Origin of the sequence: Saccharicrinis aurantiacus (assembly GCF_001660705.2) — a bacterium.
Classification (GTDB): domain Bacteria; phylum Bacteroidota; class Bacteroidia; order Bacteroidales; family Marinilabiliaceae; genus Saccharicrinis; species Saccharicrinis aurantiacus.
Genome location: NZ_LYBV02000034.1, coordinates 1 through 25096, shown reverse-complemented (window position 1 = coordinate 25096; position 25096 = coordinate 1). Strand labels below are relative to the sequence as shown.

General features: G+C 36.9%; 21 protein-coding genes. 19 read left to right on the top strand and 2 right to left on the bottom strand.

Features of this window, described 5'->3' with window-relative positions:
* Window positions 1–44 precede the first annotated feature (44 nt).
* The 8 genes from A8B35_RS16740 (at window position 45) to A8B35_RS16705 (ending at window position 8806) form a co-directional block, all read left to right on the top strand.
* Window positions 45–1226, top strand: coding sequence for a DegT/DnrJ/EryC1/StrS family aminotransferase (locus A8B35_RS16740; RefSeq protein ID WP_068474228.1), 1182 nt, complete (start codon window positions 45–47; stop codon window positions 1224–1226).
* A gap of 18 nt (window positions 1227–1244) precedes the next feature.
* The gene (locus A8B35_RS16735) at window positions 1245–2330 is read left to right on the top strand and encodes an iron-containing alcohol dehydrogenase family protein (protein ID WP_068474225.1); all 1086 of its coding nucleotides are present in this window, start codon (window positions 1245–1247) and stop codon (window positions 2328–2330) included.
* Between the two features lie 83 nt (window positions 2331–2413).
* Window positions 2414–3175, top strand: coding sequence for a 3-deoxy-manno-octulosonate cytidylyltransferase (gene kdsB, locus A8B35_RS16730; RefSeq protein WP_068474222.1), 762 nt, complete (start codon window positions 2414–2416; stop codon window positions 3173–3175).
* A gap of 85 nt (window positions 3176–3260) precedes the next feature.
* Window positions 3261–3935 (top strand): hypothetical protein, encoded by a 675-nt coding sequence (locus tag A8B35_RS16725; RefSeq protein WP_068474219.1) that lies wholly within the window; start codon window positions 3261–3263, stop codon window positions 3933–3935.
* Window positions 3936–4075: 140 nt separating this feature from the next.
* On the top strand, window positions 4076–4432 hold the full coding sequence (locus tag A8B35_RS16720; protein WP_068474216.1) for a DUF6686 family protein: 357 nt from the start codon (window positions 4076–4078) through the stop codon (window positions 4430–4432).
* Between the two features lie 259 nt (window positions 4433–4691).
* The gene (gene pflB / locus A8B35_RS16715) at window positions 4692–6920 is read left to right on the top strand and encodes a formate C-acetyltransferase (protein ID WP_068474215.1); all 2229 of its coding nucleotides are present in this window, start codon (window positions 4692–4694) and stop codon (window positions 6918–6920) included.
* 327 nt (window positions 6921–7247) lie between these two features.
* Window positions 7248–7997, top strand: coding sequence for a pyruvate formate-lyase-activating protein (gene pflA, locus A8B35_RS16710; protein ID WP_068474869.1), 750 nt, complete (start codon window positions 7248–7250; stop codon window positions 7995–7997).
* A gap of 23 nt (window positions 7998–8020) precedes the next feature.
* The gene (locus A8B35_RS16705) at window positions 8021–8806 is read left to right on the top strand and encodes a formate/nitrite transporter family protein (protein ID WP_068474211.1); all 786 of its coding nucleotides are present in this window, start codon (window positions 8021–8023) and stop codon (window positions 8804–8806) included.
* A gap of 82 nt (window positions 8807–8888) precedes the next feature.
* Here A8B35_RS16705 and A8B35_RS16700 read toward each other — a convergent pair whose 3' ends face one another.
* Window positions 8889–9635 (bottom strand): carbohydrate-binding protein, encoded by a 747-nt coding sequence (locus A8B35_RS16700; RefSeq protein WP_075603559.1) that lies wholly within the window; start codon window positions 9633–9635, stop codon window positions 8889–8891.
* Window positions 9636–10272: 637 nt separating this feature from the next.
* On the opposite strand from A8B35_RS16700, the gene nifH reads away from it, so the two are divergent.
* The 11 genes from nifH (at window position 10273) to A8B35_RS16645 (ending at window position 23125) form a co-directional block, all read left to right on the top strand.
* Window positions 10273–11097 carry a nitrogenase iron protein gene (nifH, locus tag A8B35_RS16695; RefSeq protein ID WP_068474205.1) on the top strand — a complete coding sequence of 275 codons (825 nt, stop codon included), beginning with the start codon at window positions 10273–10275 and terminating at the stop codon, window positions 11095–11097.
* A gap of 99 nt (window positions 11098–11196) precedes the next feature.
* Window positions 11197–11523: a P-II family nitrogen regulator gene (locus A8B35_RS16690; RefSeq protein WP_068474202.1), complete on the top strand. Its 327-nt coding sequence runs from the start codon at window positions 11197–11199 to the stop codon at window positions 11521–11523.
* 44 nt (window positions 11524–11567) lie between these two features.
* Entirely contained in the window at window positions 11568–11945 is a 378-nt protein-coding gene (locus A8B35_RS16685) for a P-II family nitrogen regulator (RefSeq protein WP_068474199.1), read from the top strand.
* A 21-nt stretch (window positions 11946–11966) separates the two neighbouring features.
* Window positions 11967–13604, top strand: a complete 1638-nt coding sequence (nifD, locus tag A8B35_RS16680; protein ID WP_068474196.1) for a nitrogenase molybdenum-iron protein alpha chain — start codon at window positions 11967–11969, stop codon at window positions 13602–13604.
* A gap of 331 nt (window positions 13605–13935) precedes the next feature.
* Window positions 13936–15318 (top strand): nitrogenase molybdenum-iron protein subunit beta, encoded by a 1383-nt coding sequence (gene nifK, locus A8B35_RS16675; RefSeq protein ID WP_068474193.1) that lies wholly within the window; start codon window positions 13936–13938, stop codon window positions 15316–15318.
* 409 nt (window positions 15319–15727) lie between these two features.
* Complete coding sequence (nifE, locus tag A8B35_RS16670) at window positions 15728–17062, top strand: nitrogenase iron-molybdenum cofactor biosynthesis protein NifE (RefSeq protein ID WP_068474191.1); 1335 nt, start codon at window positions 15728–15730, stop codon at window positions 17060–17062.
* Window positions 17063–17216: 154 nt separating this feature from the next.
* On the top strand, window positions 17217–18629 hold the full coding sequence (locus tag A8B35_RS16665; RefSeq protein WP_068474188.1) for a nitrogenase component 1: 1413 nt from the start codon (window positions 17217–17219) through the stop codon (window positions 18627–18629).
* A gap of 248 nt (window positions 18630–18877) precedes the next feature.
* Window positions 18878–20149: a radical SAM protein gene (locus A8B35_RS16660; protein ID WP_068474185.1), complete on the top strand. Its 1272-nt coding sequence runs from the start codon at window positions 18878–18880 to the stop codon at window positions 20147–20149.
* 701 nt (window positions 20150–20850) lie between these two features.
* A complete protein-coding gene (locus A8B35_RS16655; RefSeq protein WP_068474182.1) occupies window positions 20851–21156 on the top strand; it encodes a (2Fe-2S) ferredoxin domain-containing protein in 306 nt (101 codons plus the stop codon).
* Window positions 21157–21566: 410 nt separating this feature from the next.
* The gene (locus A8B35_RS16650) at window positions 21567–22673 is read left to right on the top strand and encodes a homocitrate synthase/isopropylmalate synthase family protein (RefSeq protein WP_068474179.1); all 1107 of its coding nucleotides are present in this window, start codon (window positions 21567–21569) and stop codon (window positions 22671–22673) included.
* 77 nt (window positions 22674–22750) lie between these two features.
* The gene (locus tag A8B35_RS16645; RefSeq protein ID WP_068474176.1) at window positions 22751–23125 is read left to right on the top strand and encodes a hypothetical protein; all 375 of its coding nucleotides are present in this window, start codon (window positions 22751–22753) and stop codon (window positions 23123–23125) included.
* 175 nt (window positions 23126–23300) lie between these two features.
* On the opposite strand, the gene A8B35_RS16640 is transcribed toward A8B35_RS16645, so the two are convergent.
* The gene (locus tag A8B35_RS16640; protein WP_068474173.1) at window positions 23301–24314 is read right to left on the bottom strand and encodes a DUF4421 family protein; all 1014 of its coding nucleotides are present in this window, start codon (window positions 24312–24314) and stop codon (window positions 23301–23303) included.
* Between the last annotated feature and the right edge of the window lie 782 nt (window positions 24315–25096).

Sequence of the window (25096 nt, the reverse complement as noted above, 5' to 3'; positions counted from 1 at the left end):
TGCGCATAACACCATTTTTGAATCATAATTAAACAATATATATTATGCCGGGTACAGAATTATTTGGTAAAGAAGAACGCGAACAAATTTTAGACGTTCTCGATAATGGAGTTCTATTTCGCTATAACCACGATGCTGATAGAAATGGCGTATGGAAAGCTAAAACTCTAGAGAAAGAATTTGCAGAATTTCATGGCTCAAAATATTGCCATTTAACATCAAGTGGTACTGCTGCCGATGCTGTTTCTTTAGCCGCTGTAGGTATTGGTGCTGAAGACGAAGTAATTTGTCCTCCATTTACTTTTATTGCTCCTGTAGAGGCAGTAATTAACTGTGGTGCAGTTCCTGTATTCGGTGAAATAGACGAAACACTTTGTTTAACAGCAAAGGGTATTGAAGATGCCATTACACCACGAACAAAAGCTGTAATGCTTATCCATATGTTAGGTTCAATGGCTCAAATTGATGAGATTGTTGCGGTTTGTGAAAAGCATAACTTAATCTTAATTGAAGATACAGCGCAAGCTTTAGGTGGTTCTTTTAAAGGTCGAATGTTAGGTACTTTTGGTAAAGTAGCTTGTTACTCTTTCGACTTCTTTAAATTAATTACAGCTGGCGAAGGTGGTGCTGTTATTACGAATGATGAAGATGTTTATAACACAGCTCACATGTGGAGTGATCACGGACATAGCCATATTGGAGATAACCGTGGTGCAGAGGAGCATCCAATAATGGGTACTAATTATCGTATTAGTGAATTACATGCAGCCGTTGGTTTAGCACAGTTCCGTAAAATTGATACGATACTTGAGAATCAGCGTAGAAACAAAAAAGTTCTAAAAGATTATATCTCTAAGTTTTCTAAAGTAACTTTACATCCACTTCCTGATGAAGATGGTGATTCGGCTACATTCTTAAATATCTTTTTACCAACGCAAGAAGAAGCTGAAAAAGTAGCCGGTGAATTAGCTGCAGAAGGTGTTCCTTCAGCATATTGGTTCCATAATAATTATCACTTTATTAAAAACTGGACTCACTTAAAGCAAAATAAATTTGCAGGAAAAGTGGCTATGCAATCGAACAAAAACACACCTGATTATGCTTCTTTAGAGATGCCACAATCAACAGATGTTGTAGGGCGATTAGTATCTATTCAGATTAAAGTTCTTTATACTGAGGAGCAATTAAAAGCCATTTGTAACGCATTTGATAAAGTTTTAGGTTAATCATCAATTTATATTGAGATGTTATACGATTTTAGAAGTTTTGTAAATCCAGGAAAATATGCTTTCGGTAAAGGAAGTATCAACCACTTGGGTGAACTTATTGATAAGCAAAAAAACGAAAAGAATAATTGGTCGGTTTTTATTATCGATAATTATTTTAGTGGAAAACCTTTGATGAGTAAAATCCCATCTACTGAAGATGATTTAATTATTTGGATTGATACATCAGAGGAGCCAAAAACTACATTTGTTAATTCGTACCGTGATTTAATTTTAGCACACGACTCTTATTTACCTGCAACCATTGTTGGTATTGGTGGTGGAACTACTATGGATTATGCCAAAGCTGTAGGCTTAATGGTAACCAATCCTGGTGATTCGGCTGATTTTCAAGGTTTAGATTTAATCAAAAACGAAGGTATATATACCATTTGTGTGCCTACAGTTTCTGGTACAGGTGCTGAGGTTTCAATGACGGCTGTTTTAAGTGGACCTGAAAAGAAATTAGGTATCAAATGTGATTATACCATTCCAAACGAAGTAGTTTTTGATCCTGAAATTTTAGCTTCTGTTCCAACAAACCAGCGCTTTTATACAGGTATGGATTGTTATATTCATAATGCAGAATCGTTAAACGGAACTTGGATTACCGAAATGGGTAAAGCATTTGCTGAAAAATCGAACGAGCTTTGTAAAGAAGTTTTCTTAAACAAAGATATGGATCGTTTGGTGGCAGACGAAAAAATGATGGTAGCTTCAATCATGGGCGGTAATAGTATTACTTATGCTCAGGTTGGTGTTTGTCATGCTTTATCGTACGGTTTAGCTGTTGTATTAAAAGTACATCACGGTGTTGGAAATTGTATTGTTTTCAATCAATTGGAGAAATATTATCCAAACGAATATAAAGAGTTTAAGGAAATGCAAACACTTCATGGTGTTACCATTCCTGAAGGAATAACAAAAGAGTGTACCGAAACTGAATTAGACCAAATGGTTGAAGTAAGTTGGGCACTTGAGCATATGTGGAATAATGCTTTTGGTCCTGAGTGGGAAAAGCATATTACCAAAGATATGATTAAGGATTTATTCCGTAAAATGTAATAAATTAGGCTAAAGCCTGAAGAATGAAGGCAGAAGTGTATAATCGCTTCTGCCTTCTGTCTTTAAACTAATTAACTAGTATTATGAATATAGTTGGAATTATTCCTAGTCGATACGCATCAAGTCGTTTGCCCGGTAAACCATTAGCCTTAATCGGCGATAAGCCAATGGTACAATGGGTATACGAAAATTGTAAAAAGGGATTAGACGATGTTTTTGTGGCTACAGATGATCAACGAATTATTGATGCTGTTGAAGCTTTTGGAGGTAAAGCGGTAATGACAGCTGAAGATCATCAAAGTGGGACCGATAGATGTGCTGAAGCTGCTGAAGCCATAGAACTAAAATATGGATTAAAAGTTGATGTAGTCATTAATATTCAGGGTGATGAACCCTTTTTTGAGGCGCAACAGTTGATTGATATTAAACAAGCTTTTGAGGATAAAACAGTTCAGTTGGCTACTTTAATTAAAAAGGCCGACTCAATCGATCAGGTTAACGATATTGGTGAAGCAAAAGTAATTTTAAACGAAAAGAACGATGCCATATTATTTAGTCGTTCTCCTATTCCTTTTATCCGTAACCACGAACAGTCTGAATGGTTGAATAATCACGATTTTTATTTGCACTTGGGTATTTATGCTTATCATATCGATGCGCTTAAAAAAATTGTGAAGCTCAAGCCCTCTTCTTTAGAGTTGGCAGAATCGCTTGAGCAATTGCGATGGATTGAAAACGGAATTCCAGTACGTTGTGTTGTAACCGAAAATGATGAAACCATGTGTATAGACACTGAAGAAGATCTTATAAAAGCCAACGAATACGTAAAAACATTAAGCAAGTAAAAACCTTTGTAGATTTTGTATTGGAGCTATATTGTATAAGCATATAGTCTCTTATTTCATATCTCATATCTAAAGCATCATTAGCATGACTATACAACAACAGTTCGAAAATATCGGTGGCACATTCATCACTCCAGTGGATGAATTACAAGAAAAGCTTAAGAAGGTAAAAGCATTCATTTTTGATTGGGATGGTGTTTTTAACAATGGCTCAAAAGTAAGTGATGAGGGTAGTAACTTCTCTGAGATTGATGCCATGGGTATTAATATGGTTAAACTGAATTACTGGCTTAATAATGGCGCATTGCCACATACCTTTGTGGTAACTGGCGAAGAAAACCGTATTGCACAGTTTTTGGCTAAGCGTGAGCGAATGAATGCTGTATTTCATCAATGTAAATTTAAAGTCAAAGCTTTAAAGCGTATCTGTAATGACTATAACTTACAACCAGATGAAATAGCCTTTGTTTTTGATGATATTTTAGATGTTGAATTGGCACGTAGCTGTGGTGTTGCCTTTCAAATAAACAGAAAAGCAAACCCCCTATTCAATCAATTTTTGGTAGATAATAAGAGCTGTGATTATCGAACAGGAAGTGCTGGTGGTAATGGCGGTGTTCGTGAAATATCAGAAGTAGTTATTGGTTTAACCGGAGATATGAATAAAACCATTGAAACTCGTATTGAGTTTGTTACGGATTATACAAAATACCTGAACGATAGAAATAAAATTGAGACTATTTGCGAGCCTATGATCTAAGTGCTTACAAGGTGTAATAAAATATTTAGGCTTCTTCATTAATTTGAGGAAGCCTTTTTCTTTTAAAAACATAGTGGTTAAGCAGGATTTATCCTTAAACTATATGATTATCTAGTTGTTATCCTTAAAAATATATTTTTATGGATATTAAAACACTTCATGGACATATTTTTACTTGTAGCAATTGTAGTAAAATTCATTTTGAGTTTAATCAATTCAGTATGGATTTCTCAAATCTAGATATCGTTAAAGATTTTAAGAGTTATATAAATCAGATTAATGCTTTTAAGGAAGAAGATAAATTCAGGAACAACTCCTATATGAAGAAAATTCAAATTCCATTTCCTCGAACGAGTATAAAAATGGTACTATCCTCTATAGACCTCGATGAATTAAAAATTCTGATTAGCACTTTTGTTAAAGATTATGAGCAAGAATTGGAAGAAAAGAAACTCCTTAAAAAGCTTTCAAATATTGAAAAAAAGAACATGAATTAGCTTCAAATATGGGTAGGTGCGCTTTTATATTATAACTTCAAATGTACTTTAACAAGTAATAAATCCTTTTATAAAACATGTTTTTTAAAATTTAACCTTTATTCACATTTAGGTATTTGCCTACCTAAACTGCCTGAAAGACATAAAAATACAAAATAAAACACCCGGAAGTCCTTTATTATTAAGCACAATCACAACAAGTTGGGATTTCACAAACCAATAATAAGCAGTACTTTTGCACAAAATTTAGATATCACTTATGGAATTACAAAAGTTCAAAGAAGGAAATTGGAATAAAGCCATCGATGTAAGAGACTTTGTTAAGTTAAACATCAATCCTTATACTGGAGATCATTCTTTCCTAAAAGGAGCTAGCAAGAAGACCCAAAAACTTTGGGACATTTGTTTAGCGGCTCTTAAAAAAGAGCGTGATAATAATGGTTTACTAGGTGTAGACACAGAAAGAGTTTCTACTGTAAATGCATTTCCCGCTGGATATATTGATAAAGACAATGAAGTAATTGTTGGTTTACAAACTGATGAATTACTGAAAAGATCTATGAAACCTTACGGTGGATTTAAAGTGGTTCAGAAAGCACTTTCTGAGCATGGCTTAAAACCATCTGCTATGGTTACTGAAGCATTTTCAAAATATACTAAAACACATAACGATGGTGTATTTGATGCTTATACTTCTGAAATTAGAAAATTTAGATCACTAGGATTTTTAACTGGTTTGCCAGATAATTATGCTCGTGGTAGAATAATTGGGGATTACCGTCGTGTTGCTTTATATGGTATCAATACATTAATTGAAAACAAAAAAGCAGATCTAGAGGCAATCACTGGTCCTATGACTGACGCTACTATTCGTTTACGCGAAGAAGTAACTGAGCAGTTAAGATCATTAGCTCAAATGATTGAAATGGGTAACGAGTATGGTTTAGACTTATCTCGTCCTGCTGAAAATGGTCAAGAAGCTGTACAGTGGACTTACATGGCTTATCTTGCTGCTGTAAAAGAGCAAGATGGTGCAGCAATGTCATTGGGTAGTGTTTCTTCATTCCTTGATATCTACATCAACCGCGATGTTGAAGCTGGTATTATTTCTGAAGAAGAAGCGCAAGAGTATATCGATCAATTCGTAATGAAATTACGTATGGTTCGTCACTTAAGAATGGAAGCATACGAGCAAATTTTTGCTGGTGATCCAACTTGGGTAACTGAGTCAATTGGTGGTATGTTAGTTGACGGACGTAGTAAAGTAACTAAAACTTCATTCCGTTTCTTAAACACGCTTTATAACTTAGGACCATCTCCTGAGCCAAATATCACTATTCTTTGGTCAAATAGTCTTCCTCAAGGATTTAAAGATTATTGTGCTAAAGTTTCTATTGATACTTCATCTATCCAATACGAGAACGACGACTTAATGCGTTGTAATCGCGATAGCGATGATTATGGTATTGCTTGTTGTGTATCTTTCCAAGAGTTAGGAAAGCATATCCAATTCTTTGGAGCTCGTACTAACTTAGCTAAAACGCTTTTATTAGCGCTTAACTCAGGTAAGTGTGAGAACACAGGTACGCAAATGATTGATGGTGTACCATCGTTAACTGAAGATGAGTATTTAGATTACGATAAAGTAATGGCTAACTTTAATGTTGCCATGAAAGAAGTAGCTCGTGTTTACAATGAGTCGATGAACATTATCCACTACATGCACGATAAGTACTACTACGAAAAAGCTCAAATGGCATTAATTGATACTAACCCAAGAATTAACTTGGCTTATGGTATTGCTGGTTTGTCAATTGTTGCCGATTCATTATCTGCAATTAAGCACGCAAAAGTGAAGCCTGTTCGTAACGAAGATGGTTTAACTGTTGATTTCCAGATTGAAGGTGATTTCCCTAAATATGGTAACGATGATGACCGTGTTGATATTATTGCACGTGATATTGTTGGTCACTTTAGCGATGAGCTTAAAAAATTAGCTGTTTACAAAGGTGCTAACCCAACATTATCAGTTCTTACAATTACATCGAACGTATCATACGGTAAAAAAACGGGTGCTACACCTGATGGTAGAGCTAAAGGTATTGCATTTGCTCCTGGAGCAAACCCAATGCACGGACGTGATACACACGGTGCTATTGCATCATTAAACTCAGTAGCTAAAATTAAGTACGAAGATTCTCAAGATGGTATTTCAAATACTTTCTCTATTGTTCCTAAATCTTTAGGTTCAAATGAAGAAGATCGTATCAATAACTTAGTGGCTGCTTTAGATGGTTACTTCGGTAAAAATGCACAGCACCTTAACGTGAATGTATTAAACCGTGAGTTATTAGAAGACGCTATGGCGCATCCAGAAGAATATCCTCAGTTAACAATCCGTGTTTCGGGTTACGCAGTAAACTTCATCCGTTTATCTCGCGAACAGCAACAAGAGGTATTATCTCGTTCGTTCCACGATTCTATGTAATAAACATTGAATAGAGTACAATAAATATAATGACCTGTTGATTTTCGAATCAACAGGTCTTACTGTATTATGAAATTTTGTTAGGCGCCACGATAAGGTGGCCTTTTTTTAAATGGCTTTTGTTTTTAAGAAAGCTTTAGTAGGACTGGGAAGCTGAGAGCTGTGCTCGAAGATCACCCAGCCGCACTTAAGCTTTATTAAAATAAGAAAGTAATTTAAAAAGTAGCCTTGATGTTTTTTCCTTAGTTTTTTTCATCAAGAAAAAAAAGTAAGTCGGGTTTGGGCGAAGCGCCAATAGATCAGAATAAATCTATAAAAAAAACTACTATGATTAAAGATACAGATACGCTCAACGTACATTCAATCGAATCATTCGGAACACACGATGGACCCGGAATTCGAATGGTGGTTTTTTTACAGGGATGTAACTTAAAATGCCTTTACTGCCATAATCCGGATACAATATCACGAAAAATAGCAGAGGAACAACCAATAATTCAATTGGTAAAGCGAGCAGTTAATATGAAGTCCTACTTTGGTAAGTTAGGTGGAGTTACCGTTTCGGGTGGCGAGCCTTTACTACAAGCCAAATCACTCATTCCTTTTTTTAAAGCGCTTAAAGCGGAAGGAATTCATACCAATATTGATACCAATGGTTCGGTGTTAAATAGCAGTGCCAAAGAATTGATTGATAATTATGCCGATTTGTTGATGATTGATATCAAACATACCAACGAAGAAGGCTATCGCGCTTTAACAGGAGCCAAACAACTTGACCATGTATTAAAGTTAACGGAGCATCGCGAAAAATCGAAAAAACCTTTTTGGTTACGCTATGTTTTAATTCCAGGCATTACCGATAATCCAGAAGAGCTCGTTAAGCTTGGTGAAACTTTTAAGGATTACCAATATCTTGAGAAAATTGAGATTCAGCCTTACCATCATTTGGGCGTTCACAAGTGGGAGAGTTTAGGAGAGGAATATCAATTGAAGGACGCCAAAGAAAACACACCAGAACAAATTGAAAAAGTGAAGGATCTACTAACACCTTACTTCAAAGAGATTAAAATAAACTAGTACCTCAGAAAATAAACAAACAAATGAGTTTAAATACACCTCCTCAAATAATAGAGGTTGCCAGTAAAATGGCTATTGCCAAAGACAATTATTCTGCAAAAAAGATATTAACACTAAGTTTCCTAGGTGGAGCCTATATTGCCATTGGTGCAATGTTAGCCATTCTTTTAGGTGGTGGCATTCCTGGTATTGCTGTTGAAAACCCAGGAATCTCAAAATTTTTATTAGGTGCTGCTTTCCCTGTTGGACTTATGATGGTAGTAATGGCGGGTGCAGAATTATTTACAGGCAATAATGCCTATTTTATTCCAAATGTATTAAGCGGGCGCCAAGCTTGGAATGCTCCACTGCGTAATTGGGCATTAGTATATATTGGCAATTTTGTGGGATGTTTATTTGTGGCCTACTTTATTGCACATTTAACTGGAGTAATTAGCGCTGAACCTTGGGGCGAGTATGCACAAAACATAGCGATAGCAAAGACATCAAATCCATTTTATAAAACATTACTAAAAGGTATTGGAGCCAATTGGTTAGTATGTTTAGCGTTGTGGATGGGTATGTCGGCACAACACACAAGCGGAAAAATTATGGGTATTTGGTGGCCAGTAATGACTTTTGTGGCTTTAGGATTTGAGCACTCCATTGCTAATATGTTCTTTATTCCATTAGCCATGTTCGAAGGGGCTGATATTTCTTGGTATACCTTTATTGTCAAAAACCTGATACCAGCCACTATTGGTAATATCATTGGTGGAGCCTTTTTTGTAGGAACCATTTATTGGTACGCTTATGAAAAAACGAAATAGAAACTAAGATATTTATACAAGCAAAAGCGACTCCAAGGGGTCGCTTTTGTTGTTTTTATATATCATGAATATTATCTGTTGTTTATTCCTGAAGTGTAAGTTTGAAAGAATCTATGGCATGATAAGATGATCTTGGTGCAATTATTATGGTGTATTTACCAGGTTCATCGAAAGTAGCATATATGGAATGGAAGTTTCCATCAGAAGTTCCTGCTGTAAATTCCCATGTTGTCTTATTCATATATAGCTTAAAAAAGCCATTTCCATTTTCACCCTGTGGGTTTGGGGTTTTTCCTGATCCTTTAGGATATACTATTGATGCATCTCTTTGAGCAAAGAAATCATCAGCATCGGGTAACTTTAGCCAAGTGTCATTGTGTTCGTCCCACTTATCTCCTTTTCCAATTTGCGACCTCCAGTTGAACTGATAAGTTCCTGCTTTTGGCACATCTATTTCATACGAAAGTTGAGCTACACCACCCGGGTTTCCTTTCCAAAATAAATCAGGCCCTTCCCATATAATATAGCCATCACCAGTAAAGCCTTCTATGTCTGTTCTTAATTTCCAGTCTTCTACTAAATCGACTGTCTCAGCTTCAACAGTTATTATTACGGGTTCAAAGGGTTCTTGTGCATCATCGTCATCATCATCAGTTTCGTCATTGTCTTCAGTTCCATCGTCTTTATTATCGTCACCATCATCATCTTGTTGTTCACCATCACCTTGTTCAGTTTTGTCTGGTTCAGGTGTATCTTCTTCAGTACAAGAGTTCATGAAAGTGAAGATGAGAATTGCAGAAAGCAATAGTAAAAAATTGAGTTTTTTCATTGTAGATTGTTTTTAGATTATTTGATTGAATCTTAAACATAAATAAAATCGAGATATAATATATGATCCTAGAATTGGAAATAACGCTATTGGTGCATATGCACCCTATATTGTATTGATTTTGTATCCGCACAAAAATTAAAGTGTACGTTTTTTACTTCAAGATAGGATTTGTGATGCTTTAAAATTGCAATTACTTAGTGCGGGAGTACAGTATCTTTAAATTAGAAACTACTTTATTTTTTATTCAATCCCCTTTAGTAAGAAATTTAATCATGAATAGCCTCTTTTCTTAGGCTTAATTAGCTACTCCATTTCGGTACTTTTCCTACTCAATTGTAAGGGAATATTGCAGGGGAGATGTGTAAGTGGTACATTACTAGGCTTGTATGTGTGTTTCTACACAAGTGATCGTTAAAAGACTCCTTTCTACATATATGTAGGAAATAAACATCCTTAAAAAAGGCGTGCCAAAAAATGCGTTTGTTTTTAAGTTGTTGATTATGTGGGTTTAGTGCGGCTGTTTGTTTACTTCAAAAGCATGACTTTTCTCATTGTGGCACATCTTGTGAAATAAGATTTGGCACAAGACAATGAAATTATAACAATTAGTATAAACCCATTAATTCATTTAGAGATGAGAAAAGTAGCAATTTACGGAAAAGGCGGTATTGGTAAAAGTACAACTACACAAAACACAGTAGCAGGTTTAGTTGAATTAGGAAAAAATATTCTAGTAGTAGGATGTGATCCTAAAGCAGATTCAACACGTCTATTATTAGGTGGTTTAGCTCAGAAAACAGTTCTTGATACACTTCGTGAAGAAGGTGAAGATGTTGAGTTAGATGATGTTGTAAAACCAGGTTATGGTGGTGTTCGTTGTGTTGAGTCAGGTGGTCCTGAACCAGGTGTAGGATGTGCTGGTCGTGGTATTATTACTTCTATCAACCTATTAGAGCAATTAGGTGCTTGGGATGAGAAATACAAAACTGATTATACTTTTTACGATGTATTAGGTGATGTAGTTTGTGGTGGTTTCGCAATGCCAATTAGAGATGGTAAAGCAGAAGAAATTTACATTGTAGTATCAGGTGAAATGATGGCAATGTATGCTGCAAATAACATTTGTAAAGGTATCCAAAAGTATGCTCAAGCAGGTACTGTTCGTTTAGGTGGATTAATTTGTAACTCACGTAAAGTAGATAACGAAAGAGAAATGATTGAGGAGTTAGCTAAAAAATTAGGTTCTCAAATGGTTCACTTCGTACCTCGTGATAACATGGTTCAACAAGCTGAGATTCATAGAAAAACTGTTATCGAGTTTTCTCCAGAGCACAATCAAGCTGATGAGTATAGAGCTTTATCAAAAGCTATTGATTCAAATGAAATGTTCGTAATTCCAAATCCTTTAGAGATTGAAGAGCTAGAGAAGTTATTGATCGATTTTGGTATCGCAAACTAATCTATTTCGATAGTCAATTTATATCTGTCAGAATTAAATATTCATTTCAATTAGAGGCAATTCCCACTAGTCTCTTAAACTTTTAAAAAGATCTTAGTTATGTTAATGATAAAAGCAATTATACGTCCAGAAAAATCAAGCGCAGTACTTAAAGCTCTATTCGAAGCTGGATACATAGCTGTTACAAAAACACCAGTTGTTGGTCGTGGTAAGCAGCGAGGAATTAAAATTGGTGATGTTACTTACGATGAGTTGCCAAAAGAACAACTTGTAATGGTTGTGAAAGATGAGGATAAAGATTTTGCAGTGAATACGCTTATGGAAGCTGCTCGCTCAGGAGAAAAAGGAGCTTTTGGTGATGGTAAAATATTTATCACTCCAGTTGAAGAGGCTTACACCATCTCAAGAGGGGTTAAAGAGCTTTAATTCACATTCAGGATTTATCTACTCATCTATCAAAAAAAGAAATTATGAAAACAGTAATGGCAATAATAAACATCGATAAGATGAATGCAACGAAAAAGGCCTTATTAGCCGCTGATATTACGTCGATGACTGCATCGGGGAAAGTATTCGGACGAGGAAAAGGTCTTTGGGAAGCCAAAATACTAGAAGGAGTGAAAAACGATAGACCTGAAGCTTTAGAGCATTTAGGAAAAGAACCACGACTTCGTGCACAAAGAGTTTTAGAGGTTGTAGTAAACGATTCGTATGTGCAACCAGCTGTAGATGCAATAATTGAAGCCAATCAAGGCGAGCCTCATGGCTGTGGTAAAATATTCGTAATGCCTGTTAACGATGTGGTGCAGGTAAGAACGGGAACTACAGGTAGCAAAGCAGTTGATTAATAACCGTTAAATTGTAAAAACATGGTTAAAAAGAAAGATTTTTCAGCAGGATTACCAGATCCTACTCCATTAATAGAAGATATAGTTAGCAAGTACCCTAGCAAAATTGCTAAGAAGCGTAAAAAAGGTATGGTAGCCAACGATCCAGAAGTGGATCAAGAAGTTCAAGCTAACGTACGTACTATTCCTGGAATTATTACACAACGTGGTTGTACTTATGCAGGTTGTAAAGGTGTGGTATTAGGGCCAACAAGAGATATCATTAACTTAGTACACGGACCAATCGGATGTAGTTTCTACGCTTGGTTAACACGTCGTAACCAAACCAGAGCAGCAGAGGGCGAAGATAACTTCATCATGTATTCTTTCTCTACTGATATGCAAGACGAGAACATTGTATTTGGTGGTGAAATTAAATTAAAGCAAGCCGTTCGCGAAGCGCATGCTTTATTTAACCCAAAAGCAATCGGTATTTTCTCAACTTGTCCGGTAGGTTTAATTGGTGATGATGTTCACGCTGTATCTCGCGAAATGAAAGAAGAATTAGGAATCAATATTTTTGGTTTTTCTTGTGAGGGTTACCGAGGAGTATCACAGTCAGCGGGTCACCATATTGCCAACAACGGTGTATTTAAAAACGTAGTAGGTTTAAATGACCGTCCACGTAAAGGTAAGTTCCAAATGAACTTATTAGGGGAGTACAACATTGGTGGTGATGCTTTCGAATTAGAAGCATTGTTCGAAGAAGTTGGTATTGAGTTAATCTCTACTTTCTCAGGTAACTCTACCATTAAAAGTATGGAGTACTCACATACAGTTGATTTAAATATTGTAATGTGTCACCGTTCTATCAACTACATTGCTGAGATGATGGAAGAGAAATACGGTATTCCTTGGATCAAAGCCAACTTTATTGGAGCTGAAGCTACTTCAAAAACACTTCGTAAAGTGGCAGAGTTCTTTGATGATGCTGAATTAACAGCAAAAGTTGAAGAAGTTATTGCTCGCGAAGCTGCTAAAGTGCAAGTGGTAATGGATGCCATTAAGCCAAAAACAGAAGGCAAATTAGCTATGATGTTTGTAGGTGGATCTCGTGCTCACCATTATCAAGAGTTATTCAAAGAGTTAGGTATGCATACTGTTTCTGCAGGATACGAGTTTGCTCACCGCGATGACTACGAAGGACGTAAAGTGATTCCTAGTATTAAAATTGATGCTGATACTCGTAATATCGAAGATCTTACTATTGAGAAAACAGAGAAAGAAGAATTATGGCGCGAAGACCTAATTGCTAAAAAAGCCAAGCTTGAGAAAGAAGGTTACCAGTTTAGCGATTACGAAGGAATGATGCCAGAAATGGAAAAGAATTCATTGGTAATTGATGATGTTTCTCACCATGAAACTGAAAAATTAATTGAATTCTATAAGCCAGATATCTTCTGTGCTGGTATTAAAGAGAAATATGTGGTACAAAAATCAGGTGTGCCTTTAAAGCAGCTACATAGTTACGATTATGGTGGTCCTTATACTGCCTTTGGTGGAGCCATTAACTTCTTTAAGGAAATGGAACGTATGTTAGTTACCGATGTATGGAAACTAGTAGATACTCCTTGGAAATCGGAGCCAGAGATTGTAGGTAGCATGACTATTAACGCTTAGTCATTTAGAGGGATAAGATTTAAACCTCAGAGCTTTAGTATTCTCAATCTTGCAAGGTTTGTAATGTGAGGATCTGACCTCCAGAAAAACGCTTTTTTTAATGAAGAGAAGCTTTAGTAAGACCGGGAAGCTGAGAACTTGTTCGAAGATCACCCGGCCGCACTTAAGCTTTACGAAAGTAAAAAAAGTGGTTTTATGGCAGTCTTGACTTTTTTGCTTCGTTTTTGGGTCAAGCCAAAAATGAAGAGCCTTCCGGCTTGAGGAAAATACTTCAGCTACTATAAGAAGGTTTATTCTTAAATCTGATTACTAATATTTAAAAAGATTCATTATGTTACTTCGACATACTACAGAAAAAGAAATAGATAGAAAGGCACTAACAGTAAACCCGGCTAAAACTTGTCAGCCGGTAGGTGCCATGTATGCGGCTTTAGGTATCCACGGATGTTTACCACATAGCCACGGATCACAAGGGTGTTGTTCATATCACCGTTCAGCTTTAACCCGTCACTATAAAGAGCCAGTAATGGCTGCTACATCATCGTTTACTGAGGGTTCTTCAGTATTTGGTGGACAAGCAAACCTTTTACAAGCTATCGGTACTATATTCTCAGTATACGATCCTGAAATTATCGCAGTTCACTCTACTTGTTTATCAGAAACAATTGGTGATGACCTTGGTCAGATTGTTGCTAAGGCTCGTAACGATGGTAAAGTACCAGAAGGAAAGCACGTAATACAAGCTCCAACTCCTAGTTACGTTGGTTCTCATGTTACAGGATACCACAATATGTTAGAAGGTATTGTTAAGTATTTTGCCATGAAAACAGATGAGGCTAAACGCCAGGTTAATATATTAGCTGGTTGGGTTGAGCCTTCAGATATGCGTGAGTTAAAAAGAATTACTGGTTTAATGGGTGTTAAAACCGTATTGGCTCCTGATACTTCTGATGTATTAGATGCACCAATGACTGGTAAGTTCGAAATGTATCCTAAAGGAGGAACTACTATTCCTGAGCTTGTGAGCATGGGCGATAGCATGAAAACTTTAGCCTTAGGTGAGTATGGCACAAAAGGAGCAGCCGTTGCTTTAGACAATGCTTGCAAGGTACCATTCGATTTATTGGATTTACCTATCGGAGTTAAAGCTACTGACCGTTTTATTTCTGCTTTATCACAAGCCGGAGCTGTTTCGGTTCCTGAGGCGATAAATGATGAGCGTGGTCGTTTAGTGGATATGATTACGGATATGCACCAATACTTTTATGGTAAGCGTGTTGCTTTATTTGGCGATCCAGATCAGTTATTCGCTATGTGTGAGTTCCTATTAGATCTTGATATGGTTCCTGCTTATGTAGTTTCAGGTACTCCAGGTAAATCATTCGAGAAGAGAATGAAAGAAATATTTGGTGATAAAATCGACCAAGTGAAATTCAAAAATGGTGCTAATGCGGATATGTTCCAAATTCACCAATGGATTAAACAAGAGGGTGTTGATTTACTAATAGGTAACACCTATGGTAAGTATATCGCTCGCGATGAGAAGATTCCTTTCTTAAGAATGGGATTCCCAATTGTTGATCGTGTAGGTCACTCTTATTTCCCAACATTAGGTTATATGGGTGGTATCCGCATCCTCGAAAAAATGTTGGATCTATTGATGCAATATCAAGACGAAAATTGCGAAGAAGAAAAAGTAGAATTAGTAATGTAAGAATAAGTATCAAGTACTAAGTATAAAGACATAAGACTTCTTTACATATTGTAAATCATCTTTATACTTGATACTTGTGTCTTATATCTTAATATAAAGATTTGTGTTTGCCAGAGGTTAGGCAGCGTTGAACATGTTCGTTGCCTTAAGATTAGCGGGGTAGTTGAATTATCGGAACGCCGAAATTCAAAATAAATAGGTGGTATATATATTTTCTAATTCTTTGTGCTTTAATAGCGATTAGAATTACCCCGCCAATCTTTCCTTATAAATACAAATTACTCTCACAATAAAATATGTTGCAGCATATTTTAAATAAAAGATTTTAAAATAGAGGTTTAAGCACAGTCTTTTATCTCTTACTAAGGTCTGATAGTCTAATTAAATCAATCTTTCTATTTAAACGCTTATGTCAAAATATATAAAAGATAGAACATCCCAGATTGTTACCATAGGCGAAGACCAACACGATTTAGCCTGTGAAAAGAAATCAGCAGCAGGTTCAGTAAGTCAGAGAGCATGTGTTTTTTGTGGCTCAAGGGTAGTTTTATATCCTATTGCAGATGCGCTACATATTGTACATGGTCCTATAGGTTGTGCAGCATATACTTGGGATATCAGAGGCGCTATGTCGTCTGGTCCACAGTTGCACCGTTTGAGTTTTTCAACTGATTTACGTGAGAAGGATGTGGTTTTTGGTGGAGAAAAAAAATTATACAATGCGCTAACAGAATTAATTGCTTCGTATAAACCCGAGGCTGTTTTTATATACAGCACATGTATTGTTGGTGTTATTGGAGATGATGTTGAGGCCGTTGCGCGTCAGCTAAAAAAAGAAACAGGCGTTGAAGTACTTCCTGTAATGAGCGAAGGCTTTAAGGGAACCAAAAAAGATGGTTACAAAGCAGCCTGCGACGCATTAATGAATTTGGTGGGAACCGATGAGGATTATGTTCCACCTAAATACAGTATAAATATATTGGGCGATTTTAACTTAGCGGGTGAGCTTTGGATATTGGCCGAATATTATAAAAAAATAGGTGTTGAGATTATTGCTTGCCTTACAGGCGATGGCCGTGTGCAACAAGTACGTCGATCTCATAAAGCATCCCTAAATGTGGTACAGTGCTCAGGTAGTATGATGCACGTAGCCAAAGAAATGGAAAGTCAGTATGGTATACCATTTAAAAAGGTATCCTACTTTGGTATTGAAGATATGTCGGATGCACTTTATGAAGTGGCCACACATTTTAACGATCCTGAATTAATGGCCAATGCCAGAGCACTAGTCTCAGAAGAGTTGGCAATATTAATTCCGGCATTACAACCGTATCGCGAAAAGCTTGAAGGAAAAAAAGCAGCCATATACGTTGGCGGTGCCTTTAAAGCCATTAGCCTAGTTAAAGCACTGCGTTTATTAGGTATGAAAACGGTAGTTGTAGGTTCTCAAACGGGTAATAAAGACGATTATAACTTGTTACAGAAAATCTGTGATAAAGGAACCGTAATCGTTGATGACTCAAATCCAAATGAGCTATCCGATTTTGTAAAGCAAACGGGAGCCGATCTGTTTATAGGTGGCGTTAAAGAACGACCGATAGCCTATAAGTTAGGACTAGGATTTTGCGATCACAATCACGAACGTAAAGAAGCACTTGCCGGTTACATTGGCATGCTCAACTTCGCCAAAGAAGTATACGCCTCGGTTTGTAGTCCTGTGTGGAAGTTTATAGATAAGAAGTAGTATCAAGTAGCAAGTATCAAGACATAAGACTATTTGCATGATGTAAATATCTCTTGATACACAGCCTTGGTTCTAAGTTTTAATCCTTTCAAGTTTCAAAGCAAGCTGTAAATCATCTTGATACTTGAATCTTGAATCTTGATACTTAAAAAAGATGGCCGACAAAATACCAGTATTAAAAGAAAGAAAAAACTTCGTAGCCACGCGTAACGCATGTAAAGTGTGTTCGCCATTGGGCGGAAGTATAGCATATAAAGGAATTAAAGGCTGTGTGCCTGTAATTCATGGGGGACAAGGGTGTGCCACTTACATCCGACGATATTTAATCAGTCATTACAAGGAGCCTGTTGATATTGCCTCTTCAAATTTTAGTGAGGAATCAACTATATTCGGCGGAGAAGGCAATCTCAGCGCGGCTATTCAAAATGTAATAGCTCAATATAAACCAGAGGTGGTTGGGGTTTGTACCACTTGTTTGAGCGAAACCATTGGCGATGATATCGGACAAGCACTCCGAAACTACAAAGCAGCCAATGCCGATGATAAAAGTATACCCGAGTTTGTATACTCATCAACGCCAAGTTATCAGGGTTCGCATATGGATGGGTTTCACGAAACAGTGGCAGCCATCACCAAAACATTTGCCACCAAGGTTGAAGCCAATGAGAAGGTTGCCATCTTCCCTGGCTTTATATCTACTGAAGATTTAAGGATGTTAAAGGATATTCTTACTGATTTTGGCATTGATTATATAATGGTTCCTGATTACTCTGAGACTTTAGATAACCCAGTGTGGGATACTTATCATCGTATTCCGGATGGAGGTACTCCTGTTGAAGATTTGAAATTATTAGGAGGTGCAAAAGCATCCATTGAGTTTGGTCCTATCCTTAATAAAGGAAATTTAGTAGGTCGACTTAAAAATAAAAACCTTGCTGTAACAGGTGCCGAGTATTTATCCAAAGAGTTTGGAGTTAAAAAATACACCGTTAATGTTCCGGTAGGCATCACGCAAAGCGATGAGCTTTTTAAGGCGCTAAGCGAGATAAGTGGTAACGAAGTGCCGATGAGGTACCAAATGGAACGCGGCCGATTAATTGATGCTTACGCCGATGGACATAAATACGTGTTTGGCAAAAAAGCAGTGGTCTATGGCGAAGAGGATTTAGTAGTTGCCATGACGGGTTTCTTGGATGAAATAGGAGTAGAAGTAATACTTGCTGCATCAGGAGGAAACAGTGGAACGCTACAGCCCGAAATTGAAAAATGTGCGCCTACTCATGGTAAAACCATACAGGTAATGGGCGATTTAGATTACGAAAAAATTAACGAACTCTGTATTGATATGAAACCCGACTTTTTGGTTGGTAACAGCAAAGGCTATTATATCGCTCGTGAGTTAGAAATACCAATTATAAGAGTAGGATTCCCAATTCACGATAGAATGGGCGGATCACGATTAAAACACATTGCCTACAAAGGTGCTCAAGAGCTGTTTGATAAAATTGGCAACGCCATGATGGAATACAAACAAGAGCACTCTGAAATAGGATACAAATATATATAAGGAAGTATCAAGTATCAAGACACAAGATTATTTACAGGATCTAAATCAACTTGATACTTAATTACGATACCGAAAGAGAGAATATATCAAGCTATGAAAAACTAAGTATTCGAGCAGTAAATCTTCTTGATACTTGAGACCAGATACTTGATACTAATAAAAAAACATCAAGCTATATCAAACTGAAGTCACAAGTTGTAAATCATCTTGATACTTACTACTTGATACTTGATACTAAACAAAGAGCTATGATCGATTTTAAAAAACACCCATGTTTCAATAAAGAAGCGAAAGGACAATATGCCAGAGTTCATCTTCCGGTAGCTCCTAAATGTAATATTAGCTGTAACTACTGTAACCGTAAATTCGATTGTGTAAACGAAAGCAGACCAGGAGTTACTTCAAATATATTATCGCCAGAGCAATCAATGGTTTACTTAAAAGGACTGAAAGAGAAAATGCCAAACCTTTCAGTTGTTGGTATTGCAGGTCCTGGAGATCCATTTGCCAATCCTAATGAAACCATGGAAACACTTCGATTGGTTCGAAAAACTTATGATGATATGATTTTGTGTGTATCATCTAATGGTTTAGGAATAGGACCTTATATTGATGAGCTTGCAGAGTTAGAAGTAAGTCATGTTACCATTACCATAAATGCACTCGATCCTGAAATATTATCAAAAGTATACCGTTGGGTTCGTTTCGATAAAAAAGGATATTTCGGTTTAGAAGGCGCCACTATATTATTAGGCAAACAGCTCGAAGCCATTGAAAAGCTAAAAGCAGCAGGCATAACAGTTAAAGCCAATGCCATTGTAATACCAGGTATTAACGAAGATCATTTACCAGAGCTTGCCGAAGGTTTAGCAAAAATGGGTGTTGATTTAATGAATACCATTCCATTAATTCCAGTTGAGGATACGCCTTTCTCTGATTTAACAGAGCCTGAAGCAGCAACCATGAAAGCCATCCGTAAAGAAATTGGCGCATTTTTACCTCCAATGACGCACTGTAGCCGTTGTAGGGCTGATGCAGCAGGTCTTTTAGGAAAAGATAGTACTGAGGCCATGGAGCTTTTATCAGAAGCGGCAAAAATGACTGTTGGCTGTGGTGGTGGAGAAAAGGAAGAACGCCCATATGTAGCGGTGGCTAGTAACGAAGGTATTTTGGTGAATCAACATCTAGGTGAAGCTGATCGACTATATATTTTTAAAGAAACACCAAACGGATACAAGCTCGTAAACCAAAGAGTAACACCACCACGAGGCAATGGTGATGATAGATGGGTAGAGTTAGGAGATACTTTAAGTGATTGCCGAGCAATATTGGTTGGAGGTATAGGACCTAAGCCATCTAAAATATTAGGTAAGTCGGGTATTAAGGTAGTAGAGATGTCTGGACTTATCGACCAAGGAATGGATGCTATTTATAAGGGTGAAGATTTAAGAACCATTACCAAAGCAGAAGCCTTCAAATGTGGGGCATCATGTTCAGGAACAGGAACGGGTTGTGGTTGATAAAACAGCTGAAAGCCGCTAGGGGACTGCACATATTTCTAGGGGACGGGTTAAATACCTAGGGGAATTAACCAATGTGCTCGGGGGTGGTGTCAATTACCTCGGGGACGATTACAAACCTCTCGGGGAAGCTATTAATACCCTAGGGGATGGCAAAAACCTTTAGTGTGATGAGGCAAAATATGTAGGGGACAGCTCTAAACCCATGGGGGTTCATAAAAGGTTCTAGGGGATGAGGTGAAACTCGCGTGGGCCAGGCAAATGCTTTAGGGAGTGCTTCAATGTTTAGTAATATATCAATCTCGTCCTAAACGTATTTATATAATGTGCTACACGCCTTGTTTAGTATCGACCTCAGCCAGTGAACCAAAAAACTGGATTGAAATGACGGTTAAAAATTGTTTTCTGTTTGAGTGCTTTGAGGCACGAAAAAGTACGAGTTTAAAATATCGGGACGATTAAGAATTGAGTATTCTTAATTGTTTCAGCACCATTAAAGTTTTTTGAGTGAAATGGGTGCAGTCGACGGTCTTTTTGTCTACTTTTTTGACTGTAGAAAAAAGTAGAAGCCTTCACGGCTTGAGTGAAAATTTAATTAGGACAACATTGGTAATAAATAATACAAGAAGACAATTAAACAAATTTATAACATCATCAAGTAAAGTATTTTATGCTTTAGTCTTGAATCTTAAACAATCATTATGAAAAAACCAGAGTATCACATCTTAGTTTGTAATTCGTATCGTGTTGCAGGCGATGCAAAAGGATTCTGTAACAAAAATGGAGCTGGCGATTTTATTCCATACATCATGGAAGAGTGCAACGATAGAGGTATTGATGCCGCAGTAACAAGCACAGCCTGTTTAAATGTATGTAGCCAAGGACCTATTATGGTGGTTCACCCAAATAACTTTTGGTATGGCGAAATTACTGAGGATAAAATTGATGAAATTTTAGATGCCTTAGAAGAAGGTAACGCAGTTGAAGAGTATTTAATTTCAGATTAGCATATTTAAGGGTAGTGCATATTGTTGGGGAAGTGCTAGCTCAATGTTTTCCTAATAATATGCACTTAAACTTAACAATTTCATACTCTTAAGCTAATGCTACTATTTGCAGGTGGTTTTAACTTCACCATAGTTGTTTAAGCACCACGGTAAATGACCTCTTTACAAAGAGCTTTTGTTTTAGTTAAAGCTTTAGTAAGACTGGCTAGCTGAGAGCTGTGCTCGAAGATCCGCCAGCCGCACTTAAGCGTAACTAAATAAGAAAGTTATTTGTAAAGCAGTCTTGAATTTCTTTGCTTCTGTTTCTTGTTTCAAGACAAGAAATGAAGTCGGGTTTGGGCTGAAAGCCCAATATGTAATGCTATATAATCTAGAATATAATTTTAGCTAATCTATCTAAACAAAAAACTATGCAAAATCTAATTGATACTACTTTACGCGATGGCGAGCAAGCCGCAGGAGTTGTTTTTTCTTTAGAAGAGAAAATTAGAATAGCTCAAATGTTAGATGAAATTGGTATTGTAGAGGCGGAGGTAGGTACTCCATCCATCTCGCGCCAAGAAGAAAAAGATATAAAGACAATACTTAACCAGGGCTTTAAATTCGATGCCCTTTGTTGGTCAAGAGCTACAGTTGGCGATATTATGGCCGCCAAGCGCACAGGTGTTAAGCGTATTAGTATTTCTTTTCCGGTGAGCGATTTGCAATTAGCAGCTCTTGGTAAAAACTATGATTGGGTGCTCAAGCAAATGAAAACCATGATCGGATTGGCCTCTAATCATTTTGAATTTGTAGGTATAGGTGCGCAAGATGCATCAAGAGCCAATACACAATTTTTGCATCAGTATATTTCTAATGCTGCACATTACGGAGTAAAGAGGGTGCGTTTAGCAGATACAGTAGGTATTATGAATCCTTATTCGGTGGGGGAGATGGTTAACGAAACCACTCAATTATTTCCCGATGTAGATTTCGAATTTCATGCACATAATGATTTAGGCATGGCTACGGCTAATACTATTGCTGCGCTTCAGGCAGGTATTCAATCTGTTGATGTTACAATAAACGGATTGGGAGAGCGCGCTGGTAATGCACCGCTCGAAGAGGTGGCCGCAGCTTCAAAGTTCTCTTTAAATAAAGATATGGGCATCAACCTTGCTCAATTGCAAGATATTTGTAAGTATGTTGAGCATGTCTCAAAAAGATATGTAAGTAAAACCAAACCAGTAACGGGCGAGTTGGTAACCAGTCATGAGTCAGGGATTCATTGTCGTTCGCTTTTAAAAAATACAATGACCTACCATGCCTTCCATCCTAGTGAAGTGGGCAAAACTTCCGAGTTTGTTATAGGAAAGCATTCTGGCGTAGCATCTGTAGTCAATATGCTAGAGCAGATGGGTATTAATGTATCACCCGAACGGGGTAAAGAAATTTTACCAGAGGTAAAACGTTTGGCAAGCGAGAAGAAGGCTGGTATTAATCAAACTGAATTACGCGATTTAATTCTCAAACTATAATAACATGGTCAATGGATTTACCTGAGCGTGAGAAATTCTCTTGGTTATGTCTATTGAGTATAAAATAAACATACAAAATGGAAACATATAGAGAAATATATGATGTGGGATTTGATTATTATCACAATACAATATCCCTTGTTGAGAGTAACCGCTTTGGTGAGGCTTTAACAGCAAATGTAGCGGTATTATCTGCCGAATACTTATTAAGTAGTGTGCTAACAAAGAACAATATTCCGCTATATGGCCATGGCCTTAGTGAAATGTTAAAAGCATTGTGCTTTAATCGCATAATTCCACCTAAAGTGCGCGATCAGGTTAAAATTCTCGATCAAGGATGTGGGTGTAATGCCTTAATACCTACTGCCGATGAGGTAGCTAAGTTGGTAGATGCTCTGCGCGAAGTAAAACAATGGACCGATACTCAAATAAAAGTAGCAGTATCAGCCTAATAAAAATTAAGTAACCTTTGGCAATTAATGATAAGGTTACGCAAGGTAAATTGCTATCTGCAAAATTGCAATTTGCCAAACCCTCCGAGAAAGTCTGTATTCTTGTGTACTACGTCGCAGGGGTGGCGACAACAGGTGTGCAGACTTTTTCTTATACTATTCAGTAGGGGCTGTATTATAGTCCATACTTATCAAACAGATGATTAATACCCTTAATCATGCCAAATCTATAACCCAAAAACACCTGCAAATCAAGTGAGTTGTCTTCTATCGAAGCAGTACTTTTACCTTGAGGGTGCTTTTGTATGCTACCTGTTATTTGTATACCTCCAAAAAAGCGATTACTATTATACCCCATGGCACACTGAGCTTCAAGCCGAGCCAATGGGTCTAAATTATGAGAATTAATTTCTTCCTCAATAGTTCTAGTTAAAAGTTGACTATTGATAAAACCCAATCCTGCGGCAGCTCCAGCCGAGATATAAAAATTACGATGCCACACATAAGTGTAAAAATATCCAAGTTGGGCGGTGGTTTCAAAGTTCTGTGACTTTTGAGTGCTATTCGATGCTGTAATGGTGGCTTTATTGTCAATAGAGTAATATCTATAAAGTAAAAAGGCCATCAAACTTCCGCAGCTCTTTATTTGGTGTTCCGTTTGGTCGCTAACTGCCTTAACAGAGTAGTTTTTATTAAACTTATAAGCCGTATATCCCGAGAAGTTCTCCACAAGCAATTCCGGAAACTGTATGTATGCACCTTTATACTTGTCCCAGTCTTCAATAATATCACTTGTGTTACTTATATAGTACCCCTTAGTTTTTGAATAGCCAAAATGCTGCACCCAATGCGGAAATATTAAGTTCAGGCCTATCGACTTAAGCTCAGACTTACCTTTTCTATCATCATCATTATTTCCACCTAAATAATTTGGTGCAAACCCAAGTGAGAAGGCGATAAACCTGTAGTTAAACCAAACCTTTGTTTTTAATTCGGTATTCGGTTTTAAATCATAATTAACGCTATTGCCTCGCACACCAAATGATTCACCTGCATTTTTAATCCCAACTTTTAAAATAAACTTATCGTTGTACTTCCTTATGTAAGAGCTGTCTATTTTAACTTTGTTTTCTTGTGCAGATACATGTATAAATATAAAAAGAGCCGTAATAATAAGTAGTAACCTCATATTAATAAATAAAACATATACTAATTAACTGATTACGAGCTTTTTTGTTTTTACATTGGGCGTTCCCCTCCTAATACTATTCTATTATCAGCACAAATCCCTTTTCTCGGGTCATGCTTTCCGCTATATCTTTGCTTCGCCATAACGGGCTCACAAAGGATGCCGCTCCAATCATTAACGCATCTCTTCGTATACGTTCTGTAAAAACCACAAAGTATACTACGAGGAGTCGGCTTTGGTAAAAACACAAATAAAAGCCATATTAAACACAGATCAAACTCACGTTAACGTGAGTTTGATCTGTGTTTGATATGAGTTAAATCTGAAATTATACCGAGTAAGACACAACCTAGTTCTTATTTAGTATAGAATACCATTCTCTATACTATATAAGCGTCGTTTTTTCTGAGGTTCAAAAAAAGAGAAAAAACTTTTTCGACTTAAAACATTGATAAACTATTCTTTAGTTATTATCTTCGTATTCTTGCCTAAAAAAACGTTGAAGTAGTATTTGGAATTATGAAAAAAACTCCTCACTTTTGCAGCCGCTTTGAACGCAAGGCAGGATTACAACGGACATTTTGAGAAACAAAAAATGGATTAAAAACCCTTTATATAAGCGGTTTTTAGGTGTCAAAAAAGATTTAAAATTATTTCCAGAAATATTTGGAATTAAGAAATTAAATCAGTTATCTTTGCAGCCGCTTTTAATGAAGAGCTGAGAGTAGCAAAAACGACATCTTGAAAGTGATTGAAACTATTTAACGATAGTCAATTATGGC

Bases quoted from the DNA above. Each gene is read 5' to 3' on its own strand.
- A8B35_RS16740 (WP_068474228.1), top strand. From the start codon at position 45: ATGCCGGGTACAGAATTATTTGGTAAAGAAGAACGCGAACAAATTTTA.
- A8B35_RS16735 (WP_068474225.1), top strand. From the start codon at position 1,245: ATGTTATACGATTTTAGAAGTTTTGTAAATCCAGGAAAATATGCTTTC.
- kdsB (WP_068474222.1), top strand. From the start codon at position 2,414: ATGAATATAGTTGGAATTATTCCTAGTCGATACGCATCAAGTCGTTTG.
- A8B35_RS16725 (WP_068474219.1), top strand. From the start codon at position 3,261: ATGACTATACAACAACAGTTCGAAAATATCGGTGGCACATTCATCACT.
- A8B35_RS16720 (WP_068474216.1), top strand. From the start codon at position 4,076: ATGGATATTAAAACACTTCATGGACATATTTTTACTTGTAGCAATTGT.
- pflB (WP_068474215.1), top strand. From the start codon at position 4,692: ATGGAATTACAAAAGTTCAAAGAAGGAAATTGGAATAAAGCCATCGAT.
- pflA (WP_068474869.1), top strand. From the start codon at position 7,248: ATGATTAAAGATACAGATACGCTCAACGTACATTCAATCGAATCATTC.
- A8B35_RS16705 (WP_068474211.1), top strand. From the start codon at position 8,021: ATGAGTTTAAATACACCTCCTCAAATAATAGAGGTTGCCAGTAAAATG.
- A8B35_RS16700 (WP_075603559.1), bottom strand. From the start codon at position 9,635: ATGAAAAAACTCAATTTTTTACTATTGCTTTCTGCAATTCTCATCTTC.
- nifH (WP_068474205.1), top strand. From the start codon at position 10,273: ATGAGAAAAGTAGCAATTTACGGAAAAGGCGGTATTGGTAAAAGTACA.
- A8B35_RS16690 (WP_068474202.1), top strand. From the start codon at position 11,197: ATGTTAATGATAAAAGCAATTATACGTCCAGAAAAATCAAGCGCAGTA.
- A8B35_RS16685 (WP_068474199.1), top strand. From the start codon at position 11,568: ATGAAAACAGTAATGGCAATAATAAACATCGATAAGATGAATGCAACG.
- nifD (WP_068474196.1), top strand. From the start codon at position 11,967: ATGGTTAAAAAGAAAGATTTTTCAGCAGGATTACCAGATCCTACTCCA.
- nifK (WP_068474193.1), top strand. From the start codon at position 13,936: ATGTTACTTCGACATACTACAGAAAAAGAAATAGATAGAAAGGCACTA.
- nifE (WP_068474191.1), top strand. From the start codon at position 15,728: ATGTCAAAATATATAAAAGATAGAACATCCCAGATTGTTACCATAGGC.
- A8B35_RS16665 (WP_068474188.1), top strand. From the start codon at position 17,217: ATGGCCGACAAAATACCAGTATTAAAAGAAAGAAAAAACTTCGTAGCC.
- A8B35_RS16660 (WP_068474185.1), top strand. From the start codon at position 18,878: ATGATCGATTTTAAAAAACACCCATGTTTCAATAAAGAAGCGAAAGGA.
- A8B35_RS16655 (WP_068474182.1), top strand. From the start codon at position 20,851: ATGAAAAAACCAGAGTATCACATCTTAGTTTGTAATTCGTATCGTGTT.
- A8B35_RS16650 (WP_068474179.1), top strand. From the start codon at position 21,567: ATGCAAAATCTAATTGATACTACTTTACGCGATGGCGAGCAAGCCGCA.
- A8B35_RS16645 (WP_068474176.1), top strand. From the start codon at position 22,751: ATGGAAACATATAGAGAAATATATGATGTGGGATTTGATTATTATCAC.
- A8B35_RS16640 (WP_068474173.1), bottom strand. From the start codon at position 24,314: ATGAGGTTACTACTTATTATTACGGCTCTTTTTATATTTATACATGTA.